General features: G+C 62.8%; 24 protein-coding genes, 3 tRNA genes and 1 pseudogene. 18 read left to right on the plus strand and 10 right to left on the minus strand.

What is annotated here, in order from left to right; translation table 11 throughout:
- The first annotated feature begins 26 nt into the window (after nt 1-26).
- From rplS to gltX, 5 genes are all read left to right on the plus strand, one after another.
- Nucleotides 27-485: a 50S ribosomal protein L19 gene (gene rplS / locus SynA1528_RS09310; protein WP_186586520.1), complete on the plus strand. Its 459-nt coding sequence runs from the start codon at nt 27-29 to the stop codon at nt 483-485.
- 62 nt (nt 486-547) lie between these two features.
- Nucleotides 548-620 (plus strand) — tRNA-Trp (locus SynA1528_RS09315).
- A gap of 38 nt (nt 621-658) precedes the next feature.
- Entirely contained in the window at nt 659-847 is a 189-nt protein-coding gene (locus tag SynA1528_RS09320; RefSeq protein WP_006043540.1) for an SH3 domain-containing protein, read from the plus strand.
- A 201-nt stretch (nt 848-1,048) separates the two neighbouring features.
- A tRNA-Asp gene (locus tag SynA1528_RS09325) sits at nt 1,049-1,122 on the plus strand.
- Between the two features lie 21 nt (nt 1,123-1,143).
- Complete coding sequence (gene gltX, locus SynA1528_RS09330; RefSeq protein ID WP_186586521.1) at nt 1,144-2,577, plus strand: glutamate--tRNA ligase; 1,434 nt, start codon at nt 1,144-1,146, stop codon at nt 2,575-2,577.
- On the opposite strand, the gene SynA1528_RS09335 is transcribed toward gltX, so the two are convergent.
- From SynA1528_RS09335 to wecB, 4 genes are read right to left on the minus strand one after another with little or no spacing between them, the layout of a single operon-like run.
- Nucleotides 2,524-3,789, minus strand: a complete 1,266-nt coding sequence (locus tag SynA1528_RS09335; protein ID WP_186586522.1) for a cation:proton antiporter — start codon at nt 3,787-3,789, stop codon at nt 2,524-2,526. The genes gltX and SynA1528_RS09335 overlap by 54 nt on opposite strands.
- Nucleotides 3,779-4,024: a hypothetical protein gene (locus tag SynA1528_RS09340; RefSeq protein ID WP_186586523.1), complete on the minus strand. Its 246-nt coding sequence runs from the start codon at nt 4,022-4,024 to the stop codon at nt 3,779-3,781. The genes SynA1528_RS09335 and SynA1528_RS09340 overlap by 11 nt, the downstream gene beginning before the upstream one ends.
- Nucleotides 4,024-4,650 (minus strand): DUF1643 domain-containing protein, encoded by a 627-nt coding sequence (locus tag SynA1528_RS09345; protein ID WP_186586524.1) that lies wholly within the window; start codon nt 4,648-4,650, stop codon nt 4,024-4,026. The genes SynA1528_RS09340 and SynA1528_RS09345 overlap by 1 nt, the downstream gene beginning before the upstream one ends.
- Nucleotides 4,595-5,707: a non-hydrolyzing UDP-N-acetylglucosamine 2-epimerase gene (wecB, locus tag SynA1528_RS09350; RefSeq protein ID WP_186586525.1), complete on the minus strand. Its 1,113-nt coding sequence runs from the start codon at nt 5,705-5,707 to the stop codon at nt 4,595-4,597. Before wecB ends, SynA1528_RS09345 begins: the two co-directional genes overlap by 56 nt.
- A 212-nt stretch (nt 5,708-5,919) precedes the next feature.
- Here wecB and SynA1528_RS13335 point away from each other — a divergent pair.
- A pseudogene (locus SynA1528_RS13335) lies at nt 5,920-6,969 on the plus strand (type IV pilus twitching motility protein PilT).
- On the opposite strand, the gene SynA1528_RS09360 reads toward SynA1528_RS13335, so the two are convergent.
- Entirely contained in the window at nt 6,970-7,149 is a 180-nt protein-coding gene (locus SynA1528_RS09360) for a chlorophyll a-b binding domain-containing protein (RefSeq protein ID WP_186573480.1), read from the minus strand.
- Between the two features lie 37 nt (nt 7,150-7,186).
- On the minus strand, nt 7,187-8,251 hold the full coding sequence (tsaD, locus tag SynA1528_RS09365; protein ID WP_186586526.1) for a tRNA (adenosine(37)-N6)-threonylcarbamoyltransferase complex transferase subunit TsaD: 1,065 nt from the start codon (nt 8,249-8,251) through the stop codon (nt 7,187-7,189).
- A 79-nt stretch (nt 8,252-8,330) separates the two neighbouring features.
- Between tsaD and SynA1528_RS09370 the strand changes: the two genes are divergently transcribed.
- Together SynA1528_RS09370 and psaJ are read left to right on the plus strand one after the other, a co-directional pair.
- Entirely contained in the window at nt 8,331-8,807 is a 477-nt protein-coding gene (locus SynA1528_RS09370; protein ID WP_186586527.1) for a Photosystem I reaction center subunit III, read from the plus strand.
- Nucleotides 8,808-8,837: 30 nt separating this feature from the next.
- Nucleotides 8,838-8,954 carry a photosystem I reaction center subunit IX gene (gene psaJ, locus SynA1528_RS09375; RefSeq protein WP_007098612.1) on the plus strand — a complete coding sequence of 39 codons (117 nt, stop codon included), beginning with the start codon at nt 8,838-8,840 and terminating at the stop codon, nt 8,952-8,954.
- A gap of 53 nt (nt 8,955-9,007) precedes the next feature.
- Here psaJ and gmk read toward each other — a convergent pair whose 3' ends face one another.
- The gene (gene gmk / locus SynA1528_RS09380) at nt 9,008-9,556 is read right to left on the minus strand and encodes a guanylate kinase (protein WP_186588384.1); all 549 of its coding nucleotides are present in this window, start codon (nt 9,554-9,556) and stop codon (nt 9,008-9,010) included.
- Between the two features lie 87 nt (nt 9,557-9,643).
- Here gmk and SynA1528_RS09385 point away from each other — a divergent pair, with 87 nt between their 5' ends.
- On the plus strand, nt 9,644-11,341 hold the full coding sequence (locus tag SynA1528_RS09385) for an Rqc2 family fibronectin-binding protein (protein WP_186588386.1): 1,698 nt from the start codon (nt 9,644-9,646) through the stop codon (nt 11,339-11,341).
- Between the two features lie 130 nt (nt 11,342-11,471).
- The gene (gene tatC / locus SynA1528_RS09390; protein ID WP_186588385.1) at nt 11,472-12,176 is read left to right on the plus strand and encodes a twin-arginine translocase subunit TatC; all 705 of its coding nucleotides are present in this window, start codon (nt 11,472-11,474) and stop codon (nt 12,174-12,176) included.
- On the opposite strand, the gene SynA1528_RS09395 is transcribed toward tatC, so the two are convergent.
- Nucleotides 12,157-12,495: a DUF3067 family protein gene (locus tag SynA1528_RS09395; protein ID WP_186586528.1), complete on the minus strand. Its 339-nt coding sequence runs from the start codon at nt 12,493-12,495 to the stop codon at nt 12,157-12,159. The two genes, tatC and SynA1528_RS09395, sit on opposite strands and share 20 nt — an antisense overlap.
- Before the next feature lie 125 nt (nt 12,496-12,620).
- Here SynA1528_RS09395 and petC point away from each other — a divergent pair, with 125 nt between their 5' ends.
- The 6 genes from petC to SynA1528_RS09425 all read left to right on the plus strand — a co-directional run bounded on the left by petC (nt 12,621) and on the right by SynA1528_RS09425 (nt 16,684).
- The gene (gene petC / locus SynA1528_RS09400; protein WP_186586529.1) at nt 12,621-13,157 is read left to right on the plus strand and encodes a cytochrome b6-f complex iron-sulfur subunit; all 537 of its coding nucleotides are present in this window, start codon (nt 12,621-12,623) and stop codon (nt 13,155-13,157) included.
- 39 nt (nt 13,158-13,196) lie between these two features.
- Nucleotides 13,197-14,132 carry a cytochrome f gene (gene petA / locus SynA1528_RS09405; RefSeq protein ID WP_186586530.1) on the plus strand — a complete coding sequence of 312 codons (936 nt, stop codon included), beginning with the start codon at nt 13,197-13,199 and terminating at the stop codon, nt 14,130-14,132.
- Nucleotides 14,133-14,137: 5 nt separating this feature from the next.
- Nucleotides 14,138-14,974, plus strand: a complete 837-nt coding sequence (gene lgt, locus SynA1528_RS09410) for a prolipoprotein diacylglyceryl transferase (RefSeq protein ID WP_186586531.1) — start codon at nt 14,138-14,140, stop codon at nt 14,972-14,974.
- Entirely contained in the window at nt 14,971-15,729 is a 759-nt protein-coding gene (gene cobM / locus SynA1528_RS09415) for a precorrin-4 C(11)-methyltransferase (protein ID WP_186588387.1), read from the plus strand. The genes lgt and cobM overlap by 4 nt, the downstream gene beginning before the upstream one ends.
- Before the next feature lie 27 nt (nt 15,730-15,756).
- Nucleotides 15,757-15,828 (plus strand) — tRNA-Val (locus SynA1528_RS09420).
- Nucleotides 15,829-15,925: 97 nt separating this feature from the next.
- Entirely contained in the window at nt 15,926-16,684 is a 759-nt protein-coding gene (locus SynA1528_RS09425; protein WP_186586532.1) for a helix-turn-helix domain-containing protein, read from the plus strand.
- Here the strand turns inward: SynA1528_RS09425 and SynA1528_RS09430 are convergent.
- Entirely contained in the window at nt 16,668-18,299 is a 1,632-nt protein-coding gene (locus SynA1528_RS09430) for a Ppx/GppA phosphatase family protein (RefSeq protein WP_186586533.1), read from the minus strand. The genes SynA1528_RS09425 and SynA1528_RS09430 overlap by 17 nt on opposite strands.
- A gap of 89 nt (nt 18,300-18,388) precedes the next feature.
- Between SynA1528_RS09430 and SynA1528_RS09435 the strand changes: the two genes are divergently transcribed.
- Both SynA1528_RS09435 and SynA1528_RS09440 read left to right on the plus strand, forming a co-directional pair.
- Nucleotides 18,389-19,282, plus strand: a complete 894-nt coding sequence (locus SynA1528_RS09435) for a 4-hydroxybenzoate polyprenyltransferase (RefSeq protein ID WP_186586534.1) — start codon at nt 18,389-18,391, stop codon at nt 19,280-19,282.
- Nucleotides 19,279-20,157 carry a S66 peptidase family protein gene (locus SynA1528_RS09440; RefSeq protein ID WP_186586535.1) on the plus strand — a complete coding sequence of 293 codons (879 nt, stop codon included), beginning with the start codon at nt 19,279-19,281 and terminating at the stop codon, nt 20,155-20,157. The genes SynA1528_RS09435 and SynA1528_RS09440 overlap by 4 nt, the downstream gene beginning before the upstream one ends.
- On the opposite strand, the gene ispD is transcribed toward SynA1528_RS09440, so the two are convergent.
- Nucleotides 20,141-20,821 (minus strand): 2-C-methyl-D-erythritol 4-phosphate cytidylyltransferase, encoded by a 681-nt coding sequence (gene ispD / locus SynA1528_RS09445; RefSeq protein WP_186588388.1) that lies wholly within the window; start codon nt 20,819-20,821, stop codon nt 20,141-20,143. The two genes, SynA1528_RS09440 and ispD, sit on opposite strands and share 17 nt — an antisense overlap.
- Nucleotides 20,822-20,847 lie beyond the last annotated feature (26 nt).

Consider the following 20,847-nt stretch of genomic DNA (forward strand, 5'->3'; position numbering starts at 1 on the left):
GTTTGGCGATTTAACGCGGAGCTGGGATGGCAGCCGATCCGAAGGACACGACGGTGACGGAAGAGAGCACTGAGAGCGCAGCTGAGGTGGAGGCCGTGGCGAGTGCTCCGACAACCCCAGCTCAGAAGCTCAGCGCCGAAGCCCTGATCAAGGCCTTCGAGACGGAGCAGATGAAGACCGATCTCCCTGAGATCTACGTCGGTGACACCGTCCGCGTTGGCGTCCGCATCAGCGAGGGCAACAAGGAGCGTGTTCAGCCCTATGAGGGAGTGGTCATCTCCAAGCGTCACGGCGGGATGAACCAGACGATCACCGTCCGTCGCATCTTCCAGGGCATTGGAGTGGAGCGGGTGTTCATGCTCCACAGTCCGCAGGTGGCCAACGTCAAGGTTGAACGGCGCGGTAAAGTTCGTCGGGCGAAGCTTTTCTATCTGCGGGAACGGGTGGGCAAGGCCACCCGCGTGAAGCAGCGCTTCGATCGCTGAGGTCTCGGCCTCGTTCAATCAAGTCGCTGACATCCTCGATGTCAGCAGGGGTTCATCGCCTTGCGCCGTTAGTTCAGTTGGTAGAACGCAGGTCTCCAAAACCTGATGTCGGGGGTTCGAGTCCTCCACGGCGCGTCCGATGAGCCCCGATGTGTAGTTTCCCGGTTCTGAGCATGGAGTTGGATCTTCAACCTGGTGATGTCGTGAAGGTGCTGGAGTCAGCCGCTCTTGGCTGGGTTCGTGCCCGCGTGATCCGCGTCAAATCAGGTGGTCGTGTGGTCGTTCAGAGCGATCAAGGTCGGGAGTTCACCGCCCGAGGGAACCAGGTTCGCCTGATCGAGCCAGCAGGCTTCCGCCCCTGAATTCGAGTTGTTTCTTCAGCGAACCCCCGATGGCTCCGACATCGGGGGTTTTGTTGTGACCTGACCTCAACAAGGCAGATCAGCACAGGAATTCGACGGAATTGTTGACGGAGGGCAGGGCAAGGGTCAATACTGATTTGGTCGCGCAGGCGACACAGATCAGGTGCCACGGGGCGAGTCCTTTGTGTCTCCATTTGATCTGGGACCGTAGTTCAACCGGTTAGAGCACCGCCCTGTCACGGCGGAAGTTGCGGGTTCGAATCCCGTCGGTCCCGTTTTCACCACCCGAAACCGCAATGGTGCGCGTTCGTCTGGCCCCCAGCCCCACGGGCACGCTTCACATCGGAACGGCGCGGACAGCCGTCTTCAACTGGTTGTACGCAAGGCGCCAGCAGGGGTCTTTCCTTCTGAGGATTGAGGACACCGACAAGGAACGATCCAAGCCTGAATACACCCAGAACATCCTCGAGGGCTTGCGCTGGCTTGGGATTGACTGGGATGAAGAGCCGTTGATCCAGAGCGAACAGGTTCAACAGCACCGTGCCGCGATCGAAACGCTGTTGCAGAAGGGTCTGGCCTACCGCTGCTATGCCAACGAGGCCGAACTGGAGGCCATGCGCGAGGCCCAGAAGGCCAGCAATCAGGCACCGCGCTACGACAACCGTCATCGCAATCTCACGCCGGAGCAGGAAGCGGCCTTCCAGGCGGAAGGACGGGAAGCCGTGATCCGTTTCCGGATCGATGACACCGCTGAGATCCGCTGGAACGACATGGTGCGTGGCGCCATGTCCTGGCGTGGTGCAGACCTCGGCGGTGACATGGTGGTGGCCCGCAGGGCTCCCGCCGATCAGATCGGAGATCCCCTCTACAACCTCGTGGTGGTGGTGGATGACGCCGCCATGGCGATCAGCCATGTGATCCGCGGCGAAGACCACATCGCCAACACCGCCAAGCAGCTGCTGCTCTACAAGGCCCTGGGCCTGCCTGAACCGACCTTTGCCCATGCACCCCTGATCCTGAATGGGGAAGGCCGCAAGCTCTCCAAACGGGATGGCGTGACCTCCATCAACGACTTCCGCGCGATGGGGTACACCGCAGAAGCGATTGCCAACTACATGACCCTGCTGGGCTGGTCGGTGCCCGAGGGGATGGAGGAGCGCTTCACCCTGCCCGAAGCAGCAGCAGTGTTCAGCTTCGATCGGGTGAACAAGGCCGGGGCCCGCTTTGATTGGGACAAGCTCAACTGGCTCAACGGGCAGGTGCTGCACGCCCTGCCAGCTCAGCAGCTCCTGGATGAGCTCCATCCCCTCTGGAGCGAACAGGGGTGGACGCTGCCGGATGACAGCAGCTGGGGGCTGGACCTGTGCGAACTGCTGGGACCATCCCTAACCCTGCTCAAGGACGGCGTGGACCAGGCGAAACCGTTCTTCGAGTGTCCTGATCTTGAGGACGATGGCAAAAGCCAACTGGAGGCCGAAGGAGCTCGTGACGCTGTGGCTCAACTGCTGCAGACCCTCGAGGCTGATCCCTGGGATGGTGGCGACATGGATCGCGCCAAACAGCTCCTGGGGGATGCCGCCAAGGGAGCCGGCGTCAAAAAAGGTGTGGTGATGAAATCCTTACGCGCCGCGCTGCTTGGACGGCTGCAGGGCCCCGACCTGATGACAACCTGGTCTCTACTGGCCCGAATCGGAGAAGACCTCCCCAGACTGCGGCGTTGTCTCGGATGACGACGTCGTAGCGCCAGCGGATTCCTCGATCAATCCCAGAGCACGGGCCAACGGTTGAGCCGTGAGGCCCTGCAGGCCCACGGTCATCAGGATGGTCAGAAAGACCAGGCCCTGCAGGCGACCGGCTCCGAGGATCCCCGCCTGCTCCAGTCGAATGGCAAACAACGATGCCACCGACGCGGTGACGATCCCTCGTGGTGCCAGCCAGCCGAGAAAGAGCTTCTGGGGAAGATCGAGCGGTAGACCTACCGTCGCCACACCCACGGCAATCGGTCGGACCACGAGCATCAGAACGAGAACGCAGCTGATCCCCCCCCAGCCCAGAGGGCTCAATTCCGCCCAGGACACGTCCGCGGCAAGCAGTGGGAACAGCATCGTGATCGCCAGTTGCGCCAGCTCCTGGATCAGACCATCCAGATCGGCGGTGTGCGCCGTCTGGCGACGTCCAACCACGATGCCCGCCGCCACAGAAGCCGGCAAAGCTGATTCCGGCAACAGCCACTCGCTGACGCCGTACATCAGGAACAACATCCCCAGGGTGAGCTGCAACGGCAGGCCGGAGGACTGATCAGGCTTCAGCCGCTGCAGCAGCTCCGACAGCAGCCACCCGACACTGGCGCCGATCAGCACCCCTCCACCGAGCCGCTCCAGCAGGCCCAGCACCAGTTCGCGCCAGCCATGCAGATTGCCCAGGACCAATTCCAGCAGCAGCAGAGCCAGCACCGCCCCGATGGGCTCAAGCACCAGGCCCTCCGCCTCCAGCACATCACCCAGGGGAGCCGCCAGACGCATCTGACGCACCAGGGGAGTCACCACGGTGGGACCCGTGGCCAGAACAATGGCGCTGAACACGGCAGCGACGGACCAACTGAGTCCGGCCAGCCAGTGAGCCGCAAGCAACCCGGCACCGAGGGAGATCAGCAGCCGCAGAACAGCGATCCGCTTCACGGTCTCGCGGATCGTGTCCCCCGGCAGTCGCAGATTGAGGCCGCCATCAAAAAGCACCAGGCTCACCAGGAGGCCGACCACCGTGCCCAGGCCCGGGCCCAGGTCGAGTGGCTCCACCAGACCGAGGCCGGAGCGACCGATCAACAGCCCTGACAGCAGCAGCAGAACCACCCCCGGCAGTTCTGAGACCGCTGCCAGCAGCCGCGCACCGGCCCCGGCAAAGACCGTGACGCCCCAGAGCAGACCCAGACGCTCAGGCGTCATTGACAGAAGAAAACTGAGGTTCCACGCGAACGCCGATCACCGCTTCCGGCCGCACCACCAAATATTCACCTTCGAGATCACTGATGGGCACGTTGACAAAGCCGCCCTGCCCTTCGGCATTCACCACCCCCTGATACCACTCCTGAAACTGCTCCAGCCTGGGAAAGAACACCCGCTCGGTCTGACCTCCCACCAAATGAAGATGCACGGCATAGCGTCGCGGTGTTCGAGACATCAGTGCTGGATAAAAGCCAAAGGGGTCACCTCAGGATGCCCGATGGGATCAGGACCTGCCCATCGGAATGGTTTCAAGAGAGATCTCCGGGGTGCATAGAGAGGATGGCGCGGTTGGCCGGAGCGGGTGAGCGCTAAAGCCTGCGGCCCCGGCGCCAGTGGATATCGCTGAGCCCGTTGCCGCACAAGAGGCTTCAACAGATCCATGACGTCTTGGGCCCGGCCGAACTGACCCCCACCATTGCCCCAGCCACACCAGAGGGCCCAGGCCTCCTGGTCCGCCCAGGAGCGGCACCAATGCAGCAGCGCGGCATCTGCATTCCAACCAACAGGATCGTGACAGCGACGCAGGACGGAGGGCGAAGGGGACATGCGGGCGAACAGATTCACCACCACCAGAGCGTCATAGCCCCAGTCCCCTGCGAAGCCGATCAGACGGCGCAGGGTGGGGTCGTCCCGCTCCGCATCAGCCCGGGACGGATTCAATCCGAGGAAGATCAATACCCGATCGCCGTGCTGCCAGCGTCGCGTCAGCCACCAGCGGAAGCATCGGTCGGAGCTGACGCTGGCGTCAGACCCCCAGATGGGCCCGGCTGAGCTCGAGGATGCGTTGACTGGCCTTGCCATCACCGAAGGGGTTCACCGCCCTGGACATCGACTCGTAGGCCGAAGCGTCGCTGAGCAGACGGGATGCTTCCTCCAGAATGACCGAAGGGTCCGTGCCGACGAGTCGGGCCGTGCCCGCATCAACCGCCTCAGGCCGTTCGGTGGTGCGCCGCAGCACCAACACGGGTTTTCCGAGAGCCGGAGCCTCCTCCTGCAATCCCCCTGAGTCGGTCAACAGCAGCGTGCAGCCCTTCATCGCTGCCACCAGTCGGTCGTAATCCAGGGGCTCGGTGAGCACGACCCGCGGATGGTCCCCCAGCAAGGCCTGCAGCGGTTCGCGCACCGTGGGATTGCGGTGCAACGGCAGCAGCAGCGCTGTATCGGGGTGGCGATCAAGCACCTGAAGCATCCCTGAGGCGATGTCCTTGAGGCGCTCTCCCCAGTTCTCACGGCGGTGAACGGTGGCCAGGATCACGCGCTGGTGGTCCCAGTCGAGACCATCGAAACTGATCTGCGGTGCCGTTTCCGCCATCAGCAGCAAGGCATCGATCACGGTGTTGCCGGTGACGCTCACCTCACCCACGACCCCAGAAGCCCTGAGATTGGCCTCCGCCTTCTGGGTCGGTGCAAAGTGCAGGGTCGCGATCTGCGAGAGAAGTCGTCGATTGGCTTCTTCCGGGAACGGATCCAGCAGGTTGTCCGTGCGCAGGCCAGCTTCGACATGGCCCACGGGAATCTGCTCGTAGAACGCCGCAAGGCCAGCCGCGAAGGCTGTGGTTGTGTCGCCCTGCACCAGCACCAACTGCGGTGGATAGGCCTGAAAGTCCTCCCGCAGACCCTCCAGGGCTGCACAGGTGACATGGGTCAGGGTCTGGCGCGGGGCCATGAGGTTGAGATCCTGATCGGCCTTCAGATCAAACAGGTCCATCACCTGGGACACCATCTCGCGGTGCTGACCGGTCAGCACCACCCGGGTGCGCACGGCTGAAGAGCTCTGAAAGACCCGGATCACCGGAGCAAGTTTGATCGCCTCCGGACGCGTGCCCAGGACAATCGTGACCCTGGGCTGATCCGTCATCGCAACTCTCGCGGTGGCCTGATTTTACGGCTCATCTTTGACAGGGACTTGCCAGCGGAGCCATCGGGACGATCCTGAAAGCAGCCCTTGTGACGCAGCGTGGCCCAGCCGGTCTTTCCCCCCAGCTTTCGCCGCGGCCAAGGACAGTATCACCGGCAGCTGCTGCACAGCCCGCTGAATCGGCAACGTCGTCACCCCATGGTGCTCCCAACCTGGAGGCGATCGTCAAGATTGCCCACGAGCAAGGGCACTCCGACGTGCATCTCGGCGTCGGCGAAGTGCCGCGGTACCGCGCCCGCGGTGAAATGCAGACCACGGAATGGCCCGCCACCGACCTCTCCACCTTTCAGGGTTGGCTGAGGGAGATCCTGTCACCACAGCAAATTGACACGTTCTTCTGCGAGAAGGAGTTCGACGGATCCCATGCCTTTCCCTTCGTCCGCATCCGGATCAACCTGCTTGATTCCCTGCGGGGCCCGGCCATGGTGCTCCGACTGATCCCCCAGACCATCCTGACCATGGAGCAGCTGAAGCTGCCTGAGGTGCTGACGGAACTGGCCGGTCGCCCCAAGGGTCTGATTCTGGTGACCGGCCCCACCGGTTCTGGGAAAAGCACCACCCTCGCCGCGATGATCGACTGGATCAACCGCAACGAAACCCGCCACATCCTCACGATTGAGGACCCGGTGGAATTCGTGCATGAGAGCAAACGATCCCTGATCCGGCATCGGTAAGTGGGGATGCACACCCTCAAGTTCCACAACGCCCTGCGTGCCGCACTGCGGGAGGATCCCGACGTGATTCTCGTCGGGGAGATCCGCGACCAGGACACCCTCTCCACCGCCCTGGAAGCCGCTCAGACGGGCCACCTGGTGTTCGGCACCCTGCACACCAATTCAGCGGTGAAAACCGTCGAGCGGGTTCTGGGTATGTTTCCACCCGAGGAGCAGGACAGTGTGCGGCGCTCCATGTCGGAATCGCTGCTGGGGGTGATCGCCCAGGGCCTGATCCGCACCACCGACGGATAACGCGCTGCCTTCCACGACATCCTCATCAACACAGACGCCTGCAAGGACTACATCCAGCGCGGTGCCCTGGATGAAGTGGAGGAAATCATGGAGCGCAGTGGTTTTGATGGCATGGTGACCACCAATCAGTCACTTCAGGCTCTCGTCGAAGCTGGGCGAGTGGAGCCAGACAAAGCTGTGGCCGTCAGTCTCAAGCCCAACGAGCTGGCTCAAGCCCTGCGCGGCAGAAGTTGATCAGTTCCCGGCGAACACCCGCACGAGAAGCACCACGGCCAAACCGGCCGACAAGCCGATCATGGCCAGGCGGCCATTCCAGATCTCAGCCTGCGGCGTGAATCCGCGCTTCCAGGCATTCAATTCGTCCGAACCGACGGGCTCAGCGACGCCAGCTGTCTTTTCGAGTTGCTCAGCCATGCCCTGAGTGCCGTGCGCTAACACCCTACGAGTGTTTTCAAAAGGCTGGTTGCTCGTTGTAAAGCTGATCTGCCTGCCCAAGGGGCCAGCGCGCCGACACTCCAGTCCGCCAGGAACAACCACGAGCGCCCCGTTCCCAGCGCAACAGGGCCGCTGCGCCAATCATGGCGGCGTTATCGGTGCAATAGGCCAGCGGAGCCACAGAGACCCTCACGCCCACAGCTGCGGAGCGCAACTGAAGGGTGCGACGCAATCTGTGGTTTGCCGCCACACCACCCACCATCACCAGCTCTTCAAGGCCATGGTCCGTGGCACAACGGAGGCTGCGCTCCACCAGAACGTCCACCACCACCTGCTCAAAGCTGGCGGCCAGATCAGCTGTCGGCAGGGGGCTGTCCTGAGCCTCCACCGTGCGGAGCATGGCGGTTTTCAGGCCGCTGAACGAAAAGTCATAGGGATGGAAGCCCCCCTCAGTCAGGGAGATGCGTCCCTTCGGCAACGTGAAGCGGCTGCCGTCCCCGCCCTCAGCCGCAGCTTGAATCGCAGGCCCACCTGGATAACCGAGGCCCAGCAGGCGGGCGACTTTGTCGAAGGCCTCCCCGGCCGCATCGTCATGGCTGCGACCCAGCCGCTCCATCCCCCCATCAGCCTCGACCCGGATCAGCTCGGTGTGTCCACCGCTCACCAGCAGCACGAGATACGGAGGTTGGGGCCGATGCTCCGCCAGATGCACCGACGCCAGATGCCCCTCGAGGTGGTGCACCGCCAGGAAAGGGCGTTCATGCAGCGCTGACAGCGTGCGGCCCGTCACGGAGGCCACCATCAATGCCCCAGCCAGCCCCGGCGCCACCGTGGCGGCAATCGCATCCACATCAGCGATGGTGGATCCCGACTCCCCCAGGACCTGTTCGATCAGGCCCGGCAACGCCTCCACGTGACGCCGCGAGGCGATCTCCGGCACAACGCCGCCCCAGCGGGCATGCTCCTCAACCTGGGAGGCAATTCGAGCGGACTGAACATCGAATCGGCCATCCGCCCGACGGCTGACCAGGGCAGCTGCCGACTCGTCACAACTTGTTTCGAGGGCAAGGACTGATGTCATCGGGGTGGGGACCCTCCCCTACTGTCCACAAGTGACATCCTGCCTCTCAACGGGCAGCTTACAAACAGGAATCGTTCAGATGCGTCGTCTCTTGGCCGCCCTTCTCTCGGCTCTCCTGGTGTTCGGCTTCGCTCCCGTCGCCAAGGCTGACGTGGCCGGCCTTACCCCCTGCTCCGAAAGCGCCCGTTTCCAGCAGCGCGCCGCTGCCGCCACAACGCCCCAGGCCAAGGCTCGTTTCGAGATGTACAGCCAAGCCTCCTGCGGTGATGACGGCCTGCCCCATTTGATCGTTGATGGCCGTTGGAGCCATGCCGGTGACTTCGTCTATCCCGGGATCATGTTCCTCTATGTGGCCGGTTGCATCGGCTGGGCAGGACGTGAATACCTGAAGGCAACACGAGGCAAGAGCGCCGCGATGAATGAGATCCAGATCGACCTCGGCATCGCGTTCAAGAGCCTTCTGGCCGCAGCGACCTGGCCGCTGGCCGCCTTCGGTGAGTTCACCAGTGGGCAACTCCTGGAGGACGAGGACAAGGTGACCGTTTCCCCTCGCTGATTCCTACCCACTTCATCCCTCAATCGAACCATGCAGAAATTTCTCACCACCGCGCCGGTTGTTGCCGCCATCTGGTTCACCCTCACCGCCGGGATCCTGATCGAGTGGAACCGTTTCTTCCCCGACCTGCTCTTCCACCCCATGTGATTTGGGTCTTGTCCAACATCAAAAAAAGGGGCTATGCCCCCTTTTTTTTGCCATCAAGCCAGGCCCATCAGCCCTTCCAGCTTCAGCAGGGCCTGGTCGAGATCGTCGTTAACCACCACAGCATCGAATTCGTCCTGGGCGCTTAACTCTTCACGAGCCCGCGTCAGTCGGCGCTGGATCGCCTCCTCAGAATCAGTGCCACGCCCGCGGATGCGGCGCTCGAGTTCCTCAAAACTGGGCGGTGCCAGAAAAATCTGCACGGCCTGAGGAAAGCTGCGACGAACCTGTCTGGCTCCCTCCAGTTCGATTTCCAGGAGAACGGGCCGCCCGGCCTGCAACTGCTGCTCCACGGGAGCCCGGGGAGTCCCGTAGCGGTTTCCAGCAAATTGAGCCCACTCCAGCAAACCGCCCTCCTGCACAAGGGCATCGAAGCGATCCCTGCTGTGAAAGAAATAACTCTCCCCCTCACGCTCTCCTTCGCGAGGAGTTCGTGTGGTGGCCGATACCGACACCCAGATGCTCGGATGCCGCTCCAGAAGGCGTTGCACCAGCGTTCCTTTCCCGACGCCGCTCGGCCCGGTGATCACCGTCAGGGTGCCCATGCCGTTTGACATCACTGCATCGTCGTGGCCCAGCAGAGTAGGAACCCCTCTGAACGACGGGTGACCAGCACGGCACGGCTGCAGCTCATGGACCTCACCACCCTGCGCGCGGTGTTGAGCGATCTCCGGCCGAGGCTGCTGCCCAGCCGGTTCGAGAAAGCTCAGCAACCGGATCCAGCCACGCTGCAACTCGGATTCCGCACCCTGAAGGGCATGCTCTGGCTCGAATTGAGCTGGCAAGCCGATGCGCCGCGGTTGGTGCAGATCCCGCCGCCGCCGCGGCAGGGTGCCGGCAGCACCCTCTCCCAGCAGATCCAGCACAGCCTTCGCCAGATGGCGCTAATCGAACTGGTTCAAACGGGGTTTGAACGGGTGGTGGAGTTCCGGATGGCTCCAAGGCCGGGCCATCCCGCTCAGCGCGTGCTGGTGCTGGAACTGATGGGCCGCCACAGCAATGTGCTGCTACTGGACGAGCAGCGACAGGTGGTCGCCCTGGGCCGTCAGGTGCGCGACCACCAGTCACGGGTCCGACCCATTGGCACCGGCGATGCCTATATCCCCCCACCACCCCTGCAGGGGCAGCCCCCCAGTTCTGCAGAACACTTCGAGCGCTGGCGCGACCGTCTCCGTCTCCTGCCGCTTCCGTTGCGTAAAGCTCTGCCGCAGGCATATCAAGGGATCAGCCCGCCCCTGGCCAAGCAACTGGCCGGGGAGTTGCTGACCACGCCCGTCGACCAGCTTGAGCCGGACGCGTGGTATGAGCTGCATCACCGTTGGCAGGCCTGGCTGGCCTGCCTCGAGACGGAGCGATTCACACTTGATCTCAAGGGTGAAGAGGGGTACCGGGTCTGGTCGAGCCACACCGATCGATCCGGCGGCGCTGAAGGCAACGAAGGGGGCCTGGCCCTCGCTCTGGGGCACTGGTACCGCAGCCGGATTGACCAACGCGATCTGCAGCGAGCCTGTGACGAGCTGCGGCAACGTCTGAGCCGCTGGCGGTCCAAGGAGGACCTGGCTCTGGAGGATCAGCGCAGGCGTTTGGCGGCCTGCGCCGACAGCGCGGATCTGCAGCAGCAGGCGGATGCCTTGCTCTGCCTACCGGCACCAAATCGCGACGAGGTGGATCAAGCCCAGAAGCTCTATCGACGGGCCCGCAAGCTGCGGCGGTCCAGCAGCATGCTTCAGGAAAGGATCCATCACCACGATGGTCGGCTGCAGCTGATCAACGGCAGCGAGGCCTTCATCGATGATCTGCAGGCTGCGGCATGGCAACCGATGGCGTCACGCCTAATGGCCCTCGGTGATCTACGGCGGGAACTGGAGGAGCTGCTCAACCCTGTCGGTCGCCAGGAGCGGCGCCAGCGACAGCAGCAGGGCACGCCTCAACCCCTCGAAGTCATCAGCCCCAGTGGTCTCGTGCTGCAGGTGGGCCGCAACCATCGCCAGAACGACTGGATCAGCCTGCGCCAGGCCCGCAGCGGTGACCTCTGGTTTCACGCCCAGGAATGTCCCGGCAGCCATGTGGTGCTGAAAAGCTCGGCTGGTCTGGCCGATGACGACGATCTGCAGCTGGCCTGCGACCTGGCGTCCTATTTCAGCCGTGCACGCGGCAATGTGCGGGTGGCTGTTGTGATGGTGCCGACGGAGCATCTGCAGCGGATCGCCGGTGCCGGGCCAGGCACCGTTCGCCACAGCGGCGGCGAGGTGCGCTGGGGCGATCCCATGCGGGCCGAGACCCGGCTCAACAGCCTCGAGGCTTCTAGCCTGGCGGGAAGCAAGGGCTGACGTGTCGGCCAGACCAGCCATTCCATCCGTGCCCGACCCCGACAGATCCGACGGTCCAGTTCTCAAGCCACCTCCTCCCATCCGCATCAGCGGGGACAAGGACGCGAGTGAATTGCCCAACGAGGTCGAAATGCCTCTGGTGGATCACCTCGAGGAACTGCGCCAGCGAGTGCTGCGCAGTCTCCTGGCCGTGGTGCTGTCAGCACTGGTTTGCCTGCTGGCGGTGAAGCCCCTCGTGCGCCTGCTGGAAGCCCCGGCCCAGGGGATCCACTTCCTGCAGCTGGCACCCGGTGAATTTCTGTTCGTGTCGCTGAAGGTGGCTGGCTATGCCGGCCTGACACTCGCCCTTCCCTACGTCCTGTTTCAGTTGCTGGCCTTTGTGCTCCCTGGATTGACGCTTCGGGAACGGCGGCTGATCGCGCCGGCCGTGGCCGGATCGGCCGTGCTGTTTCTGGCGGGCATTGCCTTTGCATGGTGGGCCCTGGTCCCCGCCGCTCTGCGTTTTTTGGTGAGCTACGGCGCCGATGTGGTGGAACCGCTCTGGTCGATCGAGCGTTACCTGGATTTCGTTCTGTTGCTGATGCTGGCCACAGGCCTGGCCTTTCAATTGCCGGTGTTGCAGCTGTTGCTGGGCGTGCTGGGACTCGTGCGCTGGCGCACCATGCTCGGGGCGTGGCGATGGGTGGTGCTGGGCTCCGCCCTCGCCGGGGCAGTGCTCACCCCATCAACCGACCCGATCACCATGCTGTTGCTGGCGGGCGCGATCACGGCCTTGTTCCTGATCGGCGTCGGGCTGGTCGCCCTCACGGAGACCCTCAGACGAGAAACTCCCTGAGCAGGTTCTGCGCGGCTGGCCCTTCAGCCTGCAGCTGAAGGCTCAGGGCCTTACCCAGGCGGGGTTTATCCCGGGTTGTATTGATCCAATGGCGCACTTCGGCCGCCAAACCAAGACGATTCACAACATCCAGCACTTCCGCCAGATGCTCCCGATACGCGATTTCGTCCATCGGGAACGACTGTTGCTCTAAATAAGCCCACATCACCTGCAGGTAGAGACGCTGCCGGCGAACCACCAGCTGAAGGTCGTAAGTCGCCCGCCAGCGCTGGCGTAAGCAGCCAATCAGCTCCTCGACACCGAGGGGTTCTGCAGACATCCCGGATGACAGATCAAGCACAAATACGACGATACGAAGAACGTTGAAAGGCCAGTCGTTGCAAAGCGTGACAGGAACTTAAGCGTCCATAATGATCCTTATTCCGTGCTGGATGACCGTCCGTCATGACCCAACTTTCCTCGAGCGATGTGCCCGGAATGGGTCGTCGGCAGTTCATGAATCTGCTGACCTTCGGTTCCGTGACCGGGGTGGCCTTGGGTGCTCTTTACCCCGTCGTTAACTACTTCATCCCCCCCCGCGCCGCTGGAGCCGGCGGCGGCACCTCCGCCAAGGATGAGCTCGGGAACGCCATCACCGCCACCGGCTGGTTGTCCTCTCACCCCGAGGGTGACCGCAGCCTCGTCCAGGGTCTCAAGGGTGATCCCACCTATCTGATCGTTGAAGGTTCGGATGCCATCGGCAGCTACGGCATCAACGCCATCTGCACCCACCTCGGCTGCGTCGTGCCCTGGAACAGCGGCGCCAACAAGTTCATGTGCCCCTGCCACGGAAGTCAGTACGACGCCACCGGCAAGGTGGTTCGCGGTCCGGCGCCACTCTCCCTGGCTCTGGCCAACGTGAGCGTCGAGAACGACAACGTCTTTGTGAGCCAGTGGACTGAAACCGACTTCCGCACGGGCGATAAGCCCTGGTGGGCCTGATCCTTTTCCTTCGCTTTCCCTCCTCCCCTCACCCCTTCCATGCGTCGCCACCTCTCCTTACTGCTCGGATCGCTGGTGCTCGGCCTGAGCGTTTTGATCGCCCCCGCCGCCAGCTGGGCCTATCCCTTCTGGGCTCAACAGAACTACGACAGCCCTCGGGAAGCCACCGGCAAGATCGTCTGCGCCAACTGCCACCTGGCGAAGAAACTGACCCAGGCCGAAGTGCCTCAGTCGGTTCTGCCCGACACGGTGTTCACCGCCAGCGTCAAGATCCCTTACGAGGACGGACTTCAAGAGATTGGAGCCGATGGAAGCGACGTGGGCCTTCAGGTCGGCGCTGTCGTGATGCTGCCCGATGGGTTCACCCTCGCGCCTCAGGATCGCTGGACCGATGAGATGAAAGAGGAGACCGAAGGGGTTTACTTCTCGCAGTACAGCGACGATCAGCCCAATATTCTTCTGGTGGGTCCGATTCCCGGTGATCAGCATCAGGAAGTGGTCTTCCCCCTTCTCTCACCTGACCCCGCCACCGACAGCAACATTCACTTCGGTAAGTACCAGCTCCACGTCGGCGGCAACCGTGGTCGTGGCCAGGTGTACCCCACCGGCGAAAAGAGCAATAACGCGGTTTACACTGCCTCCGCTTCCGGCTCAGTGACAGCGATTGAGGACGGCGAGAACGGCTCCAGCATCCTCACCATCAACACCACGGATGGCGCGGCTGTGACGGAAACCATTCCCGTCGGACCTCAGCTGCTGGTCAACGTCGGCGACACCGTTGAGGCCGGTGGCGCACTGACCAACGACCCGAATGTCGGTGGCTTCGGTCAGGTTGATGCCGAAATCGTGCTTCAGAACCCTGTGCGCATCTACGGCCTGCTCGCCTTCTTTGCGGCTGTTGCCGTTGCCCAGATCATGCTGGTGCTGAAGAAGAAACAGGTGGAGAAGGTTCAGGCTGCTGAGGGCAACTTCTGATCCAGATGTTCACATCGCCTGGGCCCGTTCTGTTTCAGATCGGGCCGCTCACCCTCCGCTGGTACGGACTGCTGATCGCAACAGCAGTCCTGATCGGATTGAACCTCTCCAGTCGCCTGGCCCAGTCCCGCAGGCTGGAAAACGGGTTGATCAGTGATCTGCTCCCGCTGCTGGTGTTGTTCTCCGTGATCGGAGCCAGGTTGTATTACGTCGCCTTCGAATGGCACAACTACGCCAATCAGCCGATGAAGGCGCTGGCGATCTGGGAAGGAGGCATCGCCATCCACGGCGCTCTGATCGCTGGAACCCTCACCCTGTTTCTGTTCTGCCGCTGGCGTCGTCAGCCATTTCTGGATGTTCTCGATGTTCTGGTGCCCTCCGTTGCTCTGGGCCAGGCCATTGGACGCTGGGGAAACTTCTTTAACTCTGAAGCCTTCGGTGTCCCGACCGACCTCCCCTGGAAGCTGTTCATTCCCTACGGGAATCGGCCGGTGATCTATGCGGACGCCGAGTTTTTCCATCCAACATTCCTGTACGAATCGATCTGGAATCTGCTGCTGTTTGCTCTCCTGCTGGGTCTTTTCCGCTGGGGAAGCCGAGATCGTTTCTCCCTTCCTGCAGGAGCTCTGAGCTGTGTGTATCTTATCGGCTACAGCTTTGGCCGCATCTGGATCGAGGGACTCCGCATTGATCCCCTCTGTGTGGGAGCACTGCCCCCAGCCTGTGAGGGAGGGATTCGCATCGCCCAGTTGATGAGTGCCATGCTGATGGTTCAGGGTGGATTGGGTCTGTGGTGGTTGTACCGGCGGCAGCAACAGCTTCAGACTCCACCCAACCCCTGAGTCACCCCGTTTGCTTTGTCGGAGCAGGCCCCGGGGCTGAGGACCTACTGACCCTTCGAGCCGCTGAACGACTGCGTCATGCCGATGTGCTGATCTGGACGGACTCCCTGGTGTGCCCTCAGATCACAGTGCTGGCTCCTGACCATTGCGAAAAAATCCGCACCAGCACCCTCACCCTGGAAGAGGTGATTCCTCTGTTGATCGATCGACAACGTCAGGGGGCCAAGGTCGTGCGTCTGCACGATGGGGACACGGCTCTTTACAGCGCCATCAACGAGCAGATTTGCGCTCTGAGCGATGCGGACATTCCGGTGGAAGTGGTTCCCGGGGTCAGCGCTTATCAAGCGGCAGCAGCGGGACTCTCCAGCGAACTCACCATCCCGGGGGTGGTTCAGACCATTGTCCTCGGCCGCGCCGGGGGGCGCACGGGGGTTCCCCCTTCAGAGGAACTCGATCAGCTGGCAGCTCTGGGGGCCAGCCTATGCCTGTATCTCAGTGCCCGCCATATCGATGACGTGCAGGCCACCCTTCAGCGCCATTACCCCGACGACACACCGGTGGCCATCGCCTACCGGGTGAGCTGGCCTGATGAATGGATGTCCGTTGTCCCCCTCGCGCAGATGGCTGCTGCCAGTCAGGAGCGCCAGTTGATCCGCACAACCCTCTACATCATCAGTCCAGCACTCAATGGAGGTCGTCAACGATCGCGTTTGTATTCACCGGATCACGACCACCTTTTCCGCCCAAGCCACTGATGGTGGTGGTTTAAGATTGGGTTGTGCGGGCGATTAGCACAGTGGTAGCGCACTTCCTTCACACGGAAGGGGTCACTGGTTCGAATCCAGTATCGCCCATATTTCCCAGGGGGTTGTAGTCACTCCTCAGGAGACTCAGGCTGTCAAGTTGGTGCAAACGGCCTAAATTCCGGTTGTTCTGATGTGAGTCTTCCGGATGAGCGGAAGCGACCTCAACTCAAAACCCACGCAATCATCCGCAATTGAGGATGTAGGAACTGCGATCCGTCAGGGGCGAGAGTCCGCTTCGATCAGCCGTGAGGAGCTGGCCCAGCGTTTGCACATGGGCTGTGAACAACTCGAAGCTCTGGAGCAAGGGGAACTGCATCGGTTACCTGAACCTGTGTTCATCAAGGCGATGGTGCGACGCCTCGCCAGTCACCTCAGACTTGATGCTGATGCACTGGTGGAGCAGCTGGGTCCACTGCCCAATCGTCCGTCGATCACCCATACGCCAGTTCAAGCACTGAAGCCAATCGCTGATCAGGCCTCCGGACCCCCTTGGATAACCCTTCTGTTGGCCCTGATGGCGATCGTTGGCCTCGGCAGCTGGGCCCGTCATCTGCTCACAGACACCACCACATCGACCTCTGGTCGGGAAACGCCCATCCAGGCAGCACCCGAAACGAAGGTCCAACCTCCAAGACAGGACGTTCCAGCTCCCCCGGCGGAATCGACCACGACAGCAGCAATCGTTCTCGACTGCAGCGAACCGTGCTGGATTGCCCTGCGTCGCGATGGAACAGTGGAGTTCGAAGGAATTCTGGACGCCCCTAGAACGGTGGAGAACCCCGAAGGCGTTGAGGTTTATCCCGGGCGTCCGGATCTGGTGATGCTGCGCCGAGAGGAGGAGGAAGCGATCAACCTCGGCAGCATCAATGACCTGCGCTGGTACCCGCTCAACCCTGAACGCTGACCCGGAGCTTGACCCCCGAAGCCTCACGCACCACCTCAGCGCAGCTCTCAAGACTCCACTGCTCCAGGCTGAGGTTCTGATTCAGTCGCTCTGGCACAAGAACAAGATCCAACACGTCCGGTGTTGTGTTCACCTGTAATGAAGCGACCACCGGCTCAGGTCGCCGGTCCAGGGCTGCTGCAAGGCGCAGCAGCAGTGACATTTCACTGACGCGACGTCGATTTTCACGGGTCACCAGCGCCTGCCAGGACTCATGCCGTTTCTTGGGAAGACTGCGGCGGTGATAGCGGGCAATGGCTGCCACCATCAGATGTTCCGACTCCGAGTAGCCCAGAAGCTCTCCGTGACGAATCAGATACCAGGAGTGCTTGTGATACGCGCTGAGATTGATGTGCTGTCCGCAGGCGTGAAGCATTGCTGCGGCCCAGAGCAACTCCCGCCCCTGGCCATCGTCGTGGTGCATCAAACCCTCTGTGGCGTCGTACAGGCTCAGGGCATGGGTCGCCACCCGTTCAGCGCGCCTCTGATTCACCGCAAAGCGCTGCACCTGATGGATAACAGTGCGCTGACGAATGCTGCTCTGAAAGCTGAAACGGTCCTCGAGCAGTCCATGGCGGAGCATCCAATCCACGATCAGTCCCTCGCGCAAGGCCCGTTCGCTGAGAACGAACTCGTCAACGCCCAGCATCTGCATCGTGGTCTGCAGGATCAGGGCCCCCGGCACGATGATTTCGGCCCTGCGGTCGTTGATGGGTGAAAGGTCCCGCCGTTGATCCGGAGTCATCGTCACCAGTTTCTCGACAACGCGATCCAGCCGCTGGCGCGACACCCGGTAACCGTGCAGTTTCAGCGGAGGACGTTCGTCCTCACTGGCCGCCAGTGCACCGATGGCCATGGCCGTGCCGCTGGTGGCGACGAGAACGGGTATTTCCCCCGGCTTGATCCGCCGGTGCACCTTGTCAACGGCAGGCTCCAGGGATCCCTGGATGAAGGCCTGCAGGAACGAGCGTCGCTGAGGGGGGATCGGATCATCCTTGACGAAATCCCGTTGCAAGCGCACTGCACCCACCCGCGTGCTGGTGAGAGCGCGGGCATCGCGTCCATCGGCAAGGATCAGCTCCGTCGATCCCCCACCGATGTCCAGCAGCAGGTGGGGACGATCACCGAAGGTCATCCCAGAGAGCACCCCCAAGTAGATCAGACGGGCCTCCTCCGGGCCACTGACGAGATCCACATCGATGCCGAGGCCATCCTGAATGCTTTGGAGAAACTCCCTGCCATTGGGAGCCTCGCGGACGGCGCTGGTGGCGGCGGTCACGATCTGCTCCACGTCGTGACTGACGGCCAGATCCCGGAACCGTCGCAGTGTTTCGAAAGCACGATCCATTCCAGCCGAGGTCAGTTCGCCGCTGTCCGGATCGCGTTCTCCAAGGCGGGTGGTCGACTTCTCCGCCTGTTCGATGCTGAAGGTGCCAAGGATGGTGTCCACGCCGGCCACCAGGAGATGGGTGGAGTTGGTGCCGATGTCAATGGCGGCCACGCGCCGGGTCTGGGCCGACGACCTTGTGGGTTCCGACCCTGCCGAAGCCGTTGGTTCAGACACAGCGTCCAGCATCGTCGGCCCTGTCCAGAAGTCGATCCACTTTGCCACCCATGGGCGTTGTCGCCAGGCGCTGACTAGGGTTCTTCAAACCTTCGGGTCCCGTGAACAGCCTTCGTGAACGCCTTGGCCCCTGGCTTGAACTGCTGCGCTGGACCAAGCCAACCGGTCGCCTGATTCTGCTGATTCCCGCCGGCTGGAGCCTGTGGTTGTCACCCTCTGCACCTCCTGGCCTGCTTCTGTTGCTCCAGATCGTTGTCGGAGGGTTGGCCGTGAGTGGAGCCGGCTGCATTGCCAACGACCTTTGGGACCGCCGTTTCGACAGCCGGGTGGAACGGACGAAACAGCGGCCGCTGGCCCGGGGTGCGATCCGGCCGGCCGCAGCATTCATGCTGCTGATCGTTCTGCTGGTCCTCAGCCTTGCGGTGGTCCTCAGCCTGGATGAGACCAGCCAGGCCTTATGCCTGCTGCTCTCGATCTGCGCTCTTCCGGCGATCCTCCTCTATCCCTCCGCCAAGCGCTGGTTCGCTTACCCCCAGGCGGTGCTTGCTTTCTGCTGGGGCTTTGCCGTGCTGATCCCCTGGGCCGCAGCGGAACGAAGCCTGACGCTGCAGCCGGCCCTGATCGGCTGCTGGCTGGCCACGGTTCTGTGGACCTTCGGCTTCGACACCGTCTATGCCATGGCTGATCGCCGTGATGATGCAGTCATCGGCCTGAACAGCAGCGCCTTGAGCCTGGGGAGCCGTGCCGTCGTCACCGTCAGAGCCTGTTATGGCTTGACGGTCGCAGCCCTCGCGCTGGCCGCCGTCAGTGCGGGCGTTCATCCACTGTTCTGGATCTTCTGGCTCGGAGCCACAGTGCTGATGCAGCTCAGTTGCCGGTCGTTGAACCAGCGCAACGCGACCATGGCGAGCTTTGGTCTTCATTTCCGCGGCCAGGTCCAGATCGGCAGCCTGCTGCTGCTGGGGCTGATGCTGAGCCGCGGGCTGACCGGATGACTGCGTTGCAGCCAGCCATCCCCCTCACCGCGGGGGACGCCGTGGCCACCGTGGCAGCGAGCTCGGCCCTGGCGGACGATCATCGCCTGGAAGAGGGGTTGGAGGTGCTCAGGGGCTGGGGGCTGTGCCCCTTGGAGCAGAACGTGAGCGCTCGTCGTTGGGGGCACCTGGCTGGAACCGATCAGGAGCGCTTCAGCGATTTGACCCAGGACGCTCCTCTGCTGGCCTGCGCCCGCGGCGGCTGGGGATCGGCACGGCTGCTGGAACACCCCATCTCCTGGAAACCCGGCTGGCTGCTGGGCTTCTCCGATGTCACGTCCCTCCTCTGGGCAAGGCTGAGCGCAGGGTGGGCTGGCGGCATCCACGGCCCGCTTCTCACCACCCTCGCAGCGGAACCGGCATGGAGCCGGGAACGTCTGCGACAACTGCTGTTTGGCGAGACACCCCCCGCCCTTGAGGGGGAACCGCGGGGAGGGGGACAGACCACCGGTCCGTTGCTGGCGGCCAACCTCACCGTGGCCAGCCACCTGCTCGGTTCGGGCCTGATGCCAAACCTTCAGGGAGCCATCCTTGTTCTTGAAGATGTCGGTGAGGCGCCGTATCGGATCGATCGAATGCTGACCCACTGGAGATTGTGTGGCGTGCTCCAACAGCTCGGCGGGATCGGCTTCGGTCAGTTCGAAGGATGCGACAGCAGCCCGGATGACCCTTTGACCACAACACTCGCAGCGGTGCTCGACGAGCGCACCGCTGACCTGAACATTCCCGTCGTGATGAATCTGCCGGTCGGCCACGTCTGCGGCAATGCCGCCTTGCCGATGGGGCAGCTGGCTTGCCTCGACGGCAATCGCGGCAGCCTCAGCCTTGTTGCCTGAGAGCCAGCACGGCTTCGGCCACCGTCAGGTCAAACGGTGTGGTCACCTTGATGTTGGACGGTCCGGCATCCAGCACTTGCACAGGCCAGCCGAGGCGCTCATACAGAGAGGCGTCGTCCGTGACGGCCCAACCCATCGCTTCAGCCTGGGCATGCCCCTGGCGCAACTGGTCCACCTGAAAACCCTGAGGAGTCTGCGCAGCCCAGAGCTCCGATCGGTCCGGCGTCTCAGTGATCACCCCATCGCCATCCACCCGCTTGATCGTGTCGGTGACAGGGGTTGCTGCGATCAGCGCCTGGCCTGTGGCCAGGGCCTGCGCGCAGCGATCGAACAGCGCCGGTTCCGCCAGGCAGCGGGCGCCGTCGTGGATCAACACCAGTTCAGCAGCGGCAGGCAGCCCCGCCAGCCCGCGCAACACCGACTCCTGCCGCGTGCTGCCGCCCTGGATCCAGGTGACCGGCTTGTCAGCATCCCCCATGAGATCAAGAATCGGTTCGCGATCGATCTCCTGACCCACCACACCGATCCAGTGGATCTGTTCAGCGGCCAACGCAGCCTTCAGCGTCCAGGCGATCACAGGCTTTCCGGCCAATGGCAGCAGAAGCTTGTTGCGATCCGCGCCCATGCGGCGACCACTGCCCGCTGCGGCGATCAACAGATGCACAAGCGACTCCTGCCCCAGGCAGGCCG

This window comes from Synechococcus sp. A15-28 (assembly GCF_014280175.1).
Lineage (GTDB): Bacteria > Cyanobacteriota > Cyanobacteriia > PCC-6307 > Cyanobiaceae > Parasynechococcus.

Coding starts and splice junctions, on each gene's coding strand:
- rplS (WP_186586520.1), top strand. CDS start 27: ATGGCAGCCGATCCGAAGGACACGACGGTGACGGAAGAGAGCACTGAG.
- SynA1528_RS09320 (WP_006043540.1), top strand. CDS start 659: ATGGAGTTGGATCTTCAACCTGGTGATGTCGTGAAGGTGCTGGAGTCA.
- gltX (WP_186586521.1), top strand. CDS start 1,144: ATGGTGCGCGTTCGTCTGGCCCCCAGCCCCACGGGCACGCTTCACATC.
- SynA1528_RS09335 (WP_186586522.1), bottom strand. CDS start 3,789: ATGACGCCTGAGCGTCTGGGTCTGCTCTGGGGCGTCACGGTCTTTGCC.
- SynA1528_RS09340 (WP_186586523.1), bottom strand. CDS start 4,024: ATGTCTCGAACACCGCGACGCTATGCCGTGCATCTTCATTTGGTGGGA.
- SynA1528_RS09345 (WP_186586524.1), bottom strand. CDS start 4,650: ATGGCAAGGCCAGTCAACGCATCCTCGAGCTCAGCCGGGCCCATCTGG.
- wecB (WP_186586525.1), bottom strand. CDS start 5,707: ATGACGGATCAGCCCAGGGTCACGATTGTCCTGGGCACGCGTCCGGAG.
- SynA1528_RS09360 (WP_186573480.1), bottom strand. CDS start 7,149: ATGGCTGAGCAACTCGAAAAGACAGCTGGCGTCGCTGAGCCCGTCGGT.
- tsaD (WP_186586526.1), bottom strand. CDS start 8,251: ATGACATCAGTCCTTGCCCTCGAAACAAGTTGTGACGAGTCGGCAGCT.
- SynA1528_RS09370 (WP_186586527.1), top strand. CDS start 8,331: ATGCGTCGTCTCTTGGCCGCCCTTCTCTCGGCTCTCCTGGTGTTCGGC.
- psaJ (WP_007098612.1), top strand. CDS start 8,838: ATGCAGAAATTTCTCACCACCGCGCCGGTTGTTGCCGCCATCTGGTTC.
- gmk (WP_186588384.1), bottom strand. CDS start 9,556: ATGGGCACCCTGACGGTGATCACCGGGCCGAGCGGCGTCGGGAAAGGA.
- SynA1528_RS09385 (WP_186588386.1), top strand. CDS start 9,644: ATGGACCTCACCACCCTGCGCGCGGTGTTGAGCGATCTCCGGCCGAGG.
- tatC (WP_186588385.1), top strand. CDS start 11,472: ATGCCTCTGGTGGATCACCTCGAGGAACTGCGCCAGCGAGTGCTGCGC.
- SynA1528_RS09395 (WP_186586528.1), bottom strand. CDS start 12,495: ATGTCTGCAGAACCCCTCGGTGTCGAGGAGCTGATTGGCTGCTTACGC.
- petC (WP_186586529.1), top strand. CDS start 12,621: ATGACCCAACTTTCCTCGAGCGATGTGCCCGGAATGGGTCGTCGGCAG.
- petA (WP_186586530.1), top strand. CDS start 13,197: ATGCGTCGCCACCTCTCCTTACTGCTCGGATCGCTGGTGCTCGGCCTG.
- lgt (WP_186586531.1), top strand. CDS start 14,138: ATGTTCACATCGCCTGGGCCCGTTCTGTTTCAGATCGGGCCGCTCACC.
- SynA1528_RS09425 (WP_186586532.1), top strand. CDS start 15,926: ATGAGCGGAAGCGACCTCAACTCAAAACCCACGCAATCATCCGCAATT.
- SynA1528_RS09430 (WP_186586533.1), bottom strand. CDS start 18,299: ATGCTGGACGCTGTGTCTGAACCAACGGCTTCGGCAGGGTCGGAACCC.
- SynA1528_RS09440 (WP_186586535.1), top strand. CDS start 19,279: ATGACTGCGTTGCAGCCAGCCATCCCCCTCACCGCGGGGGACGCCGTG.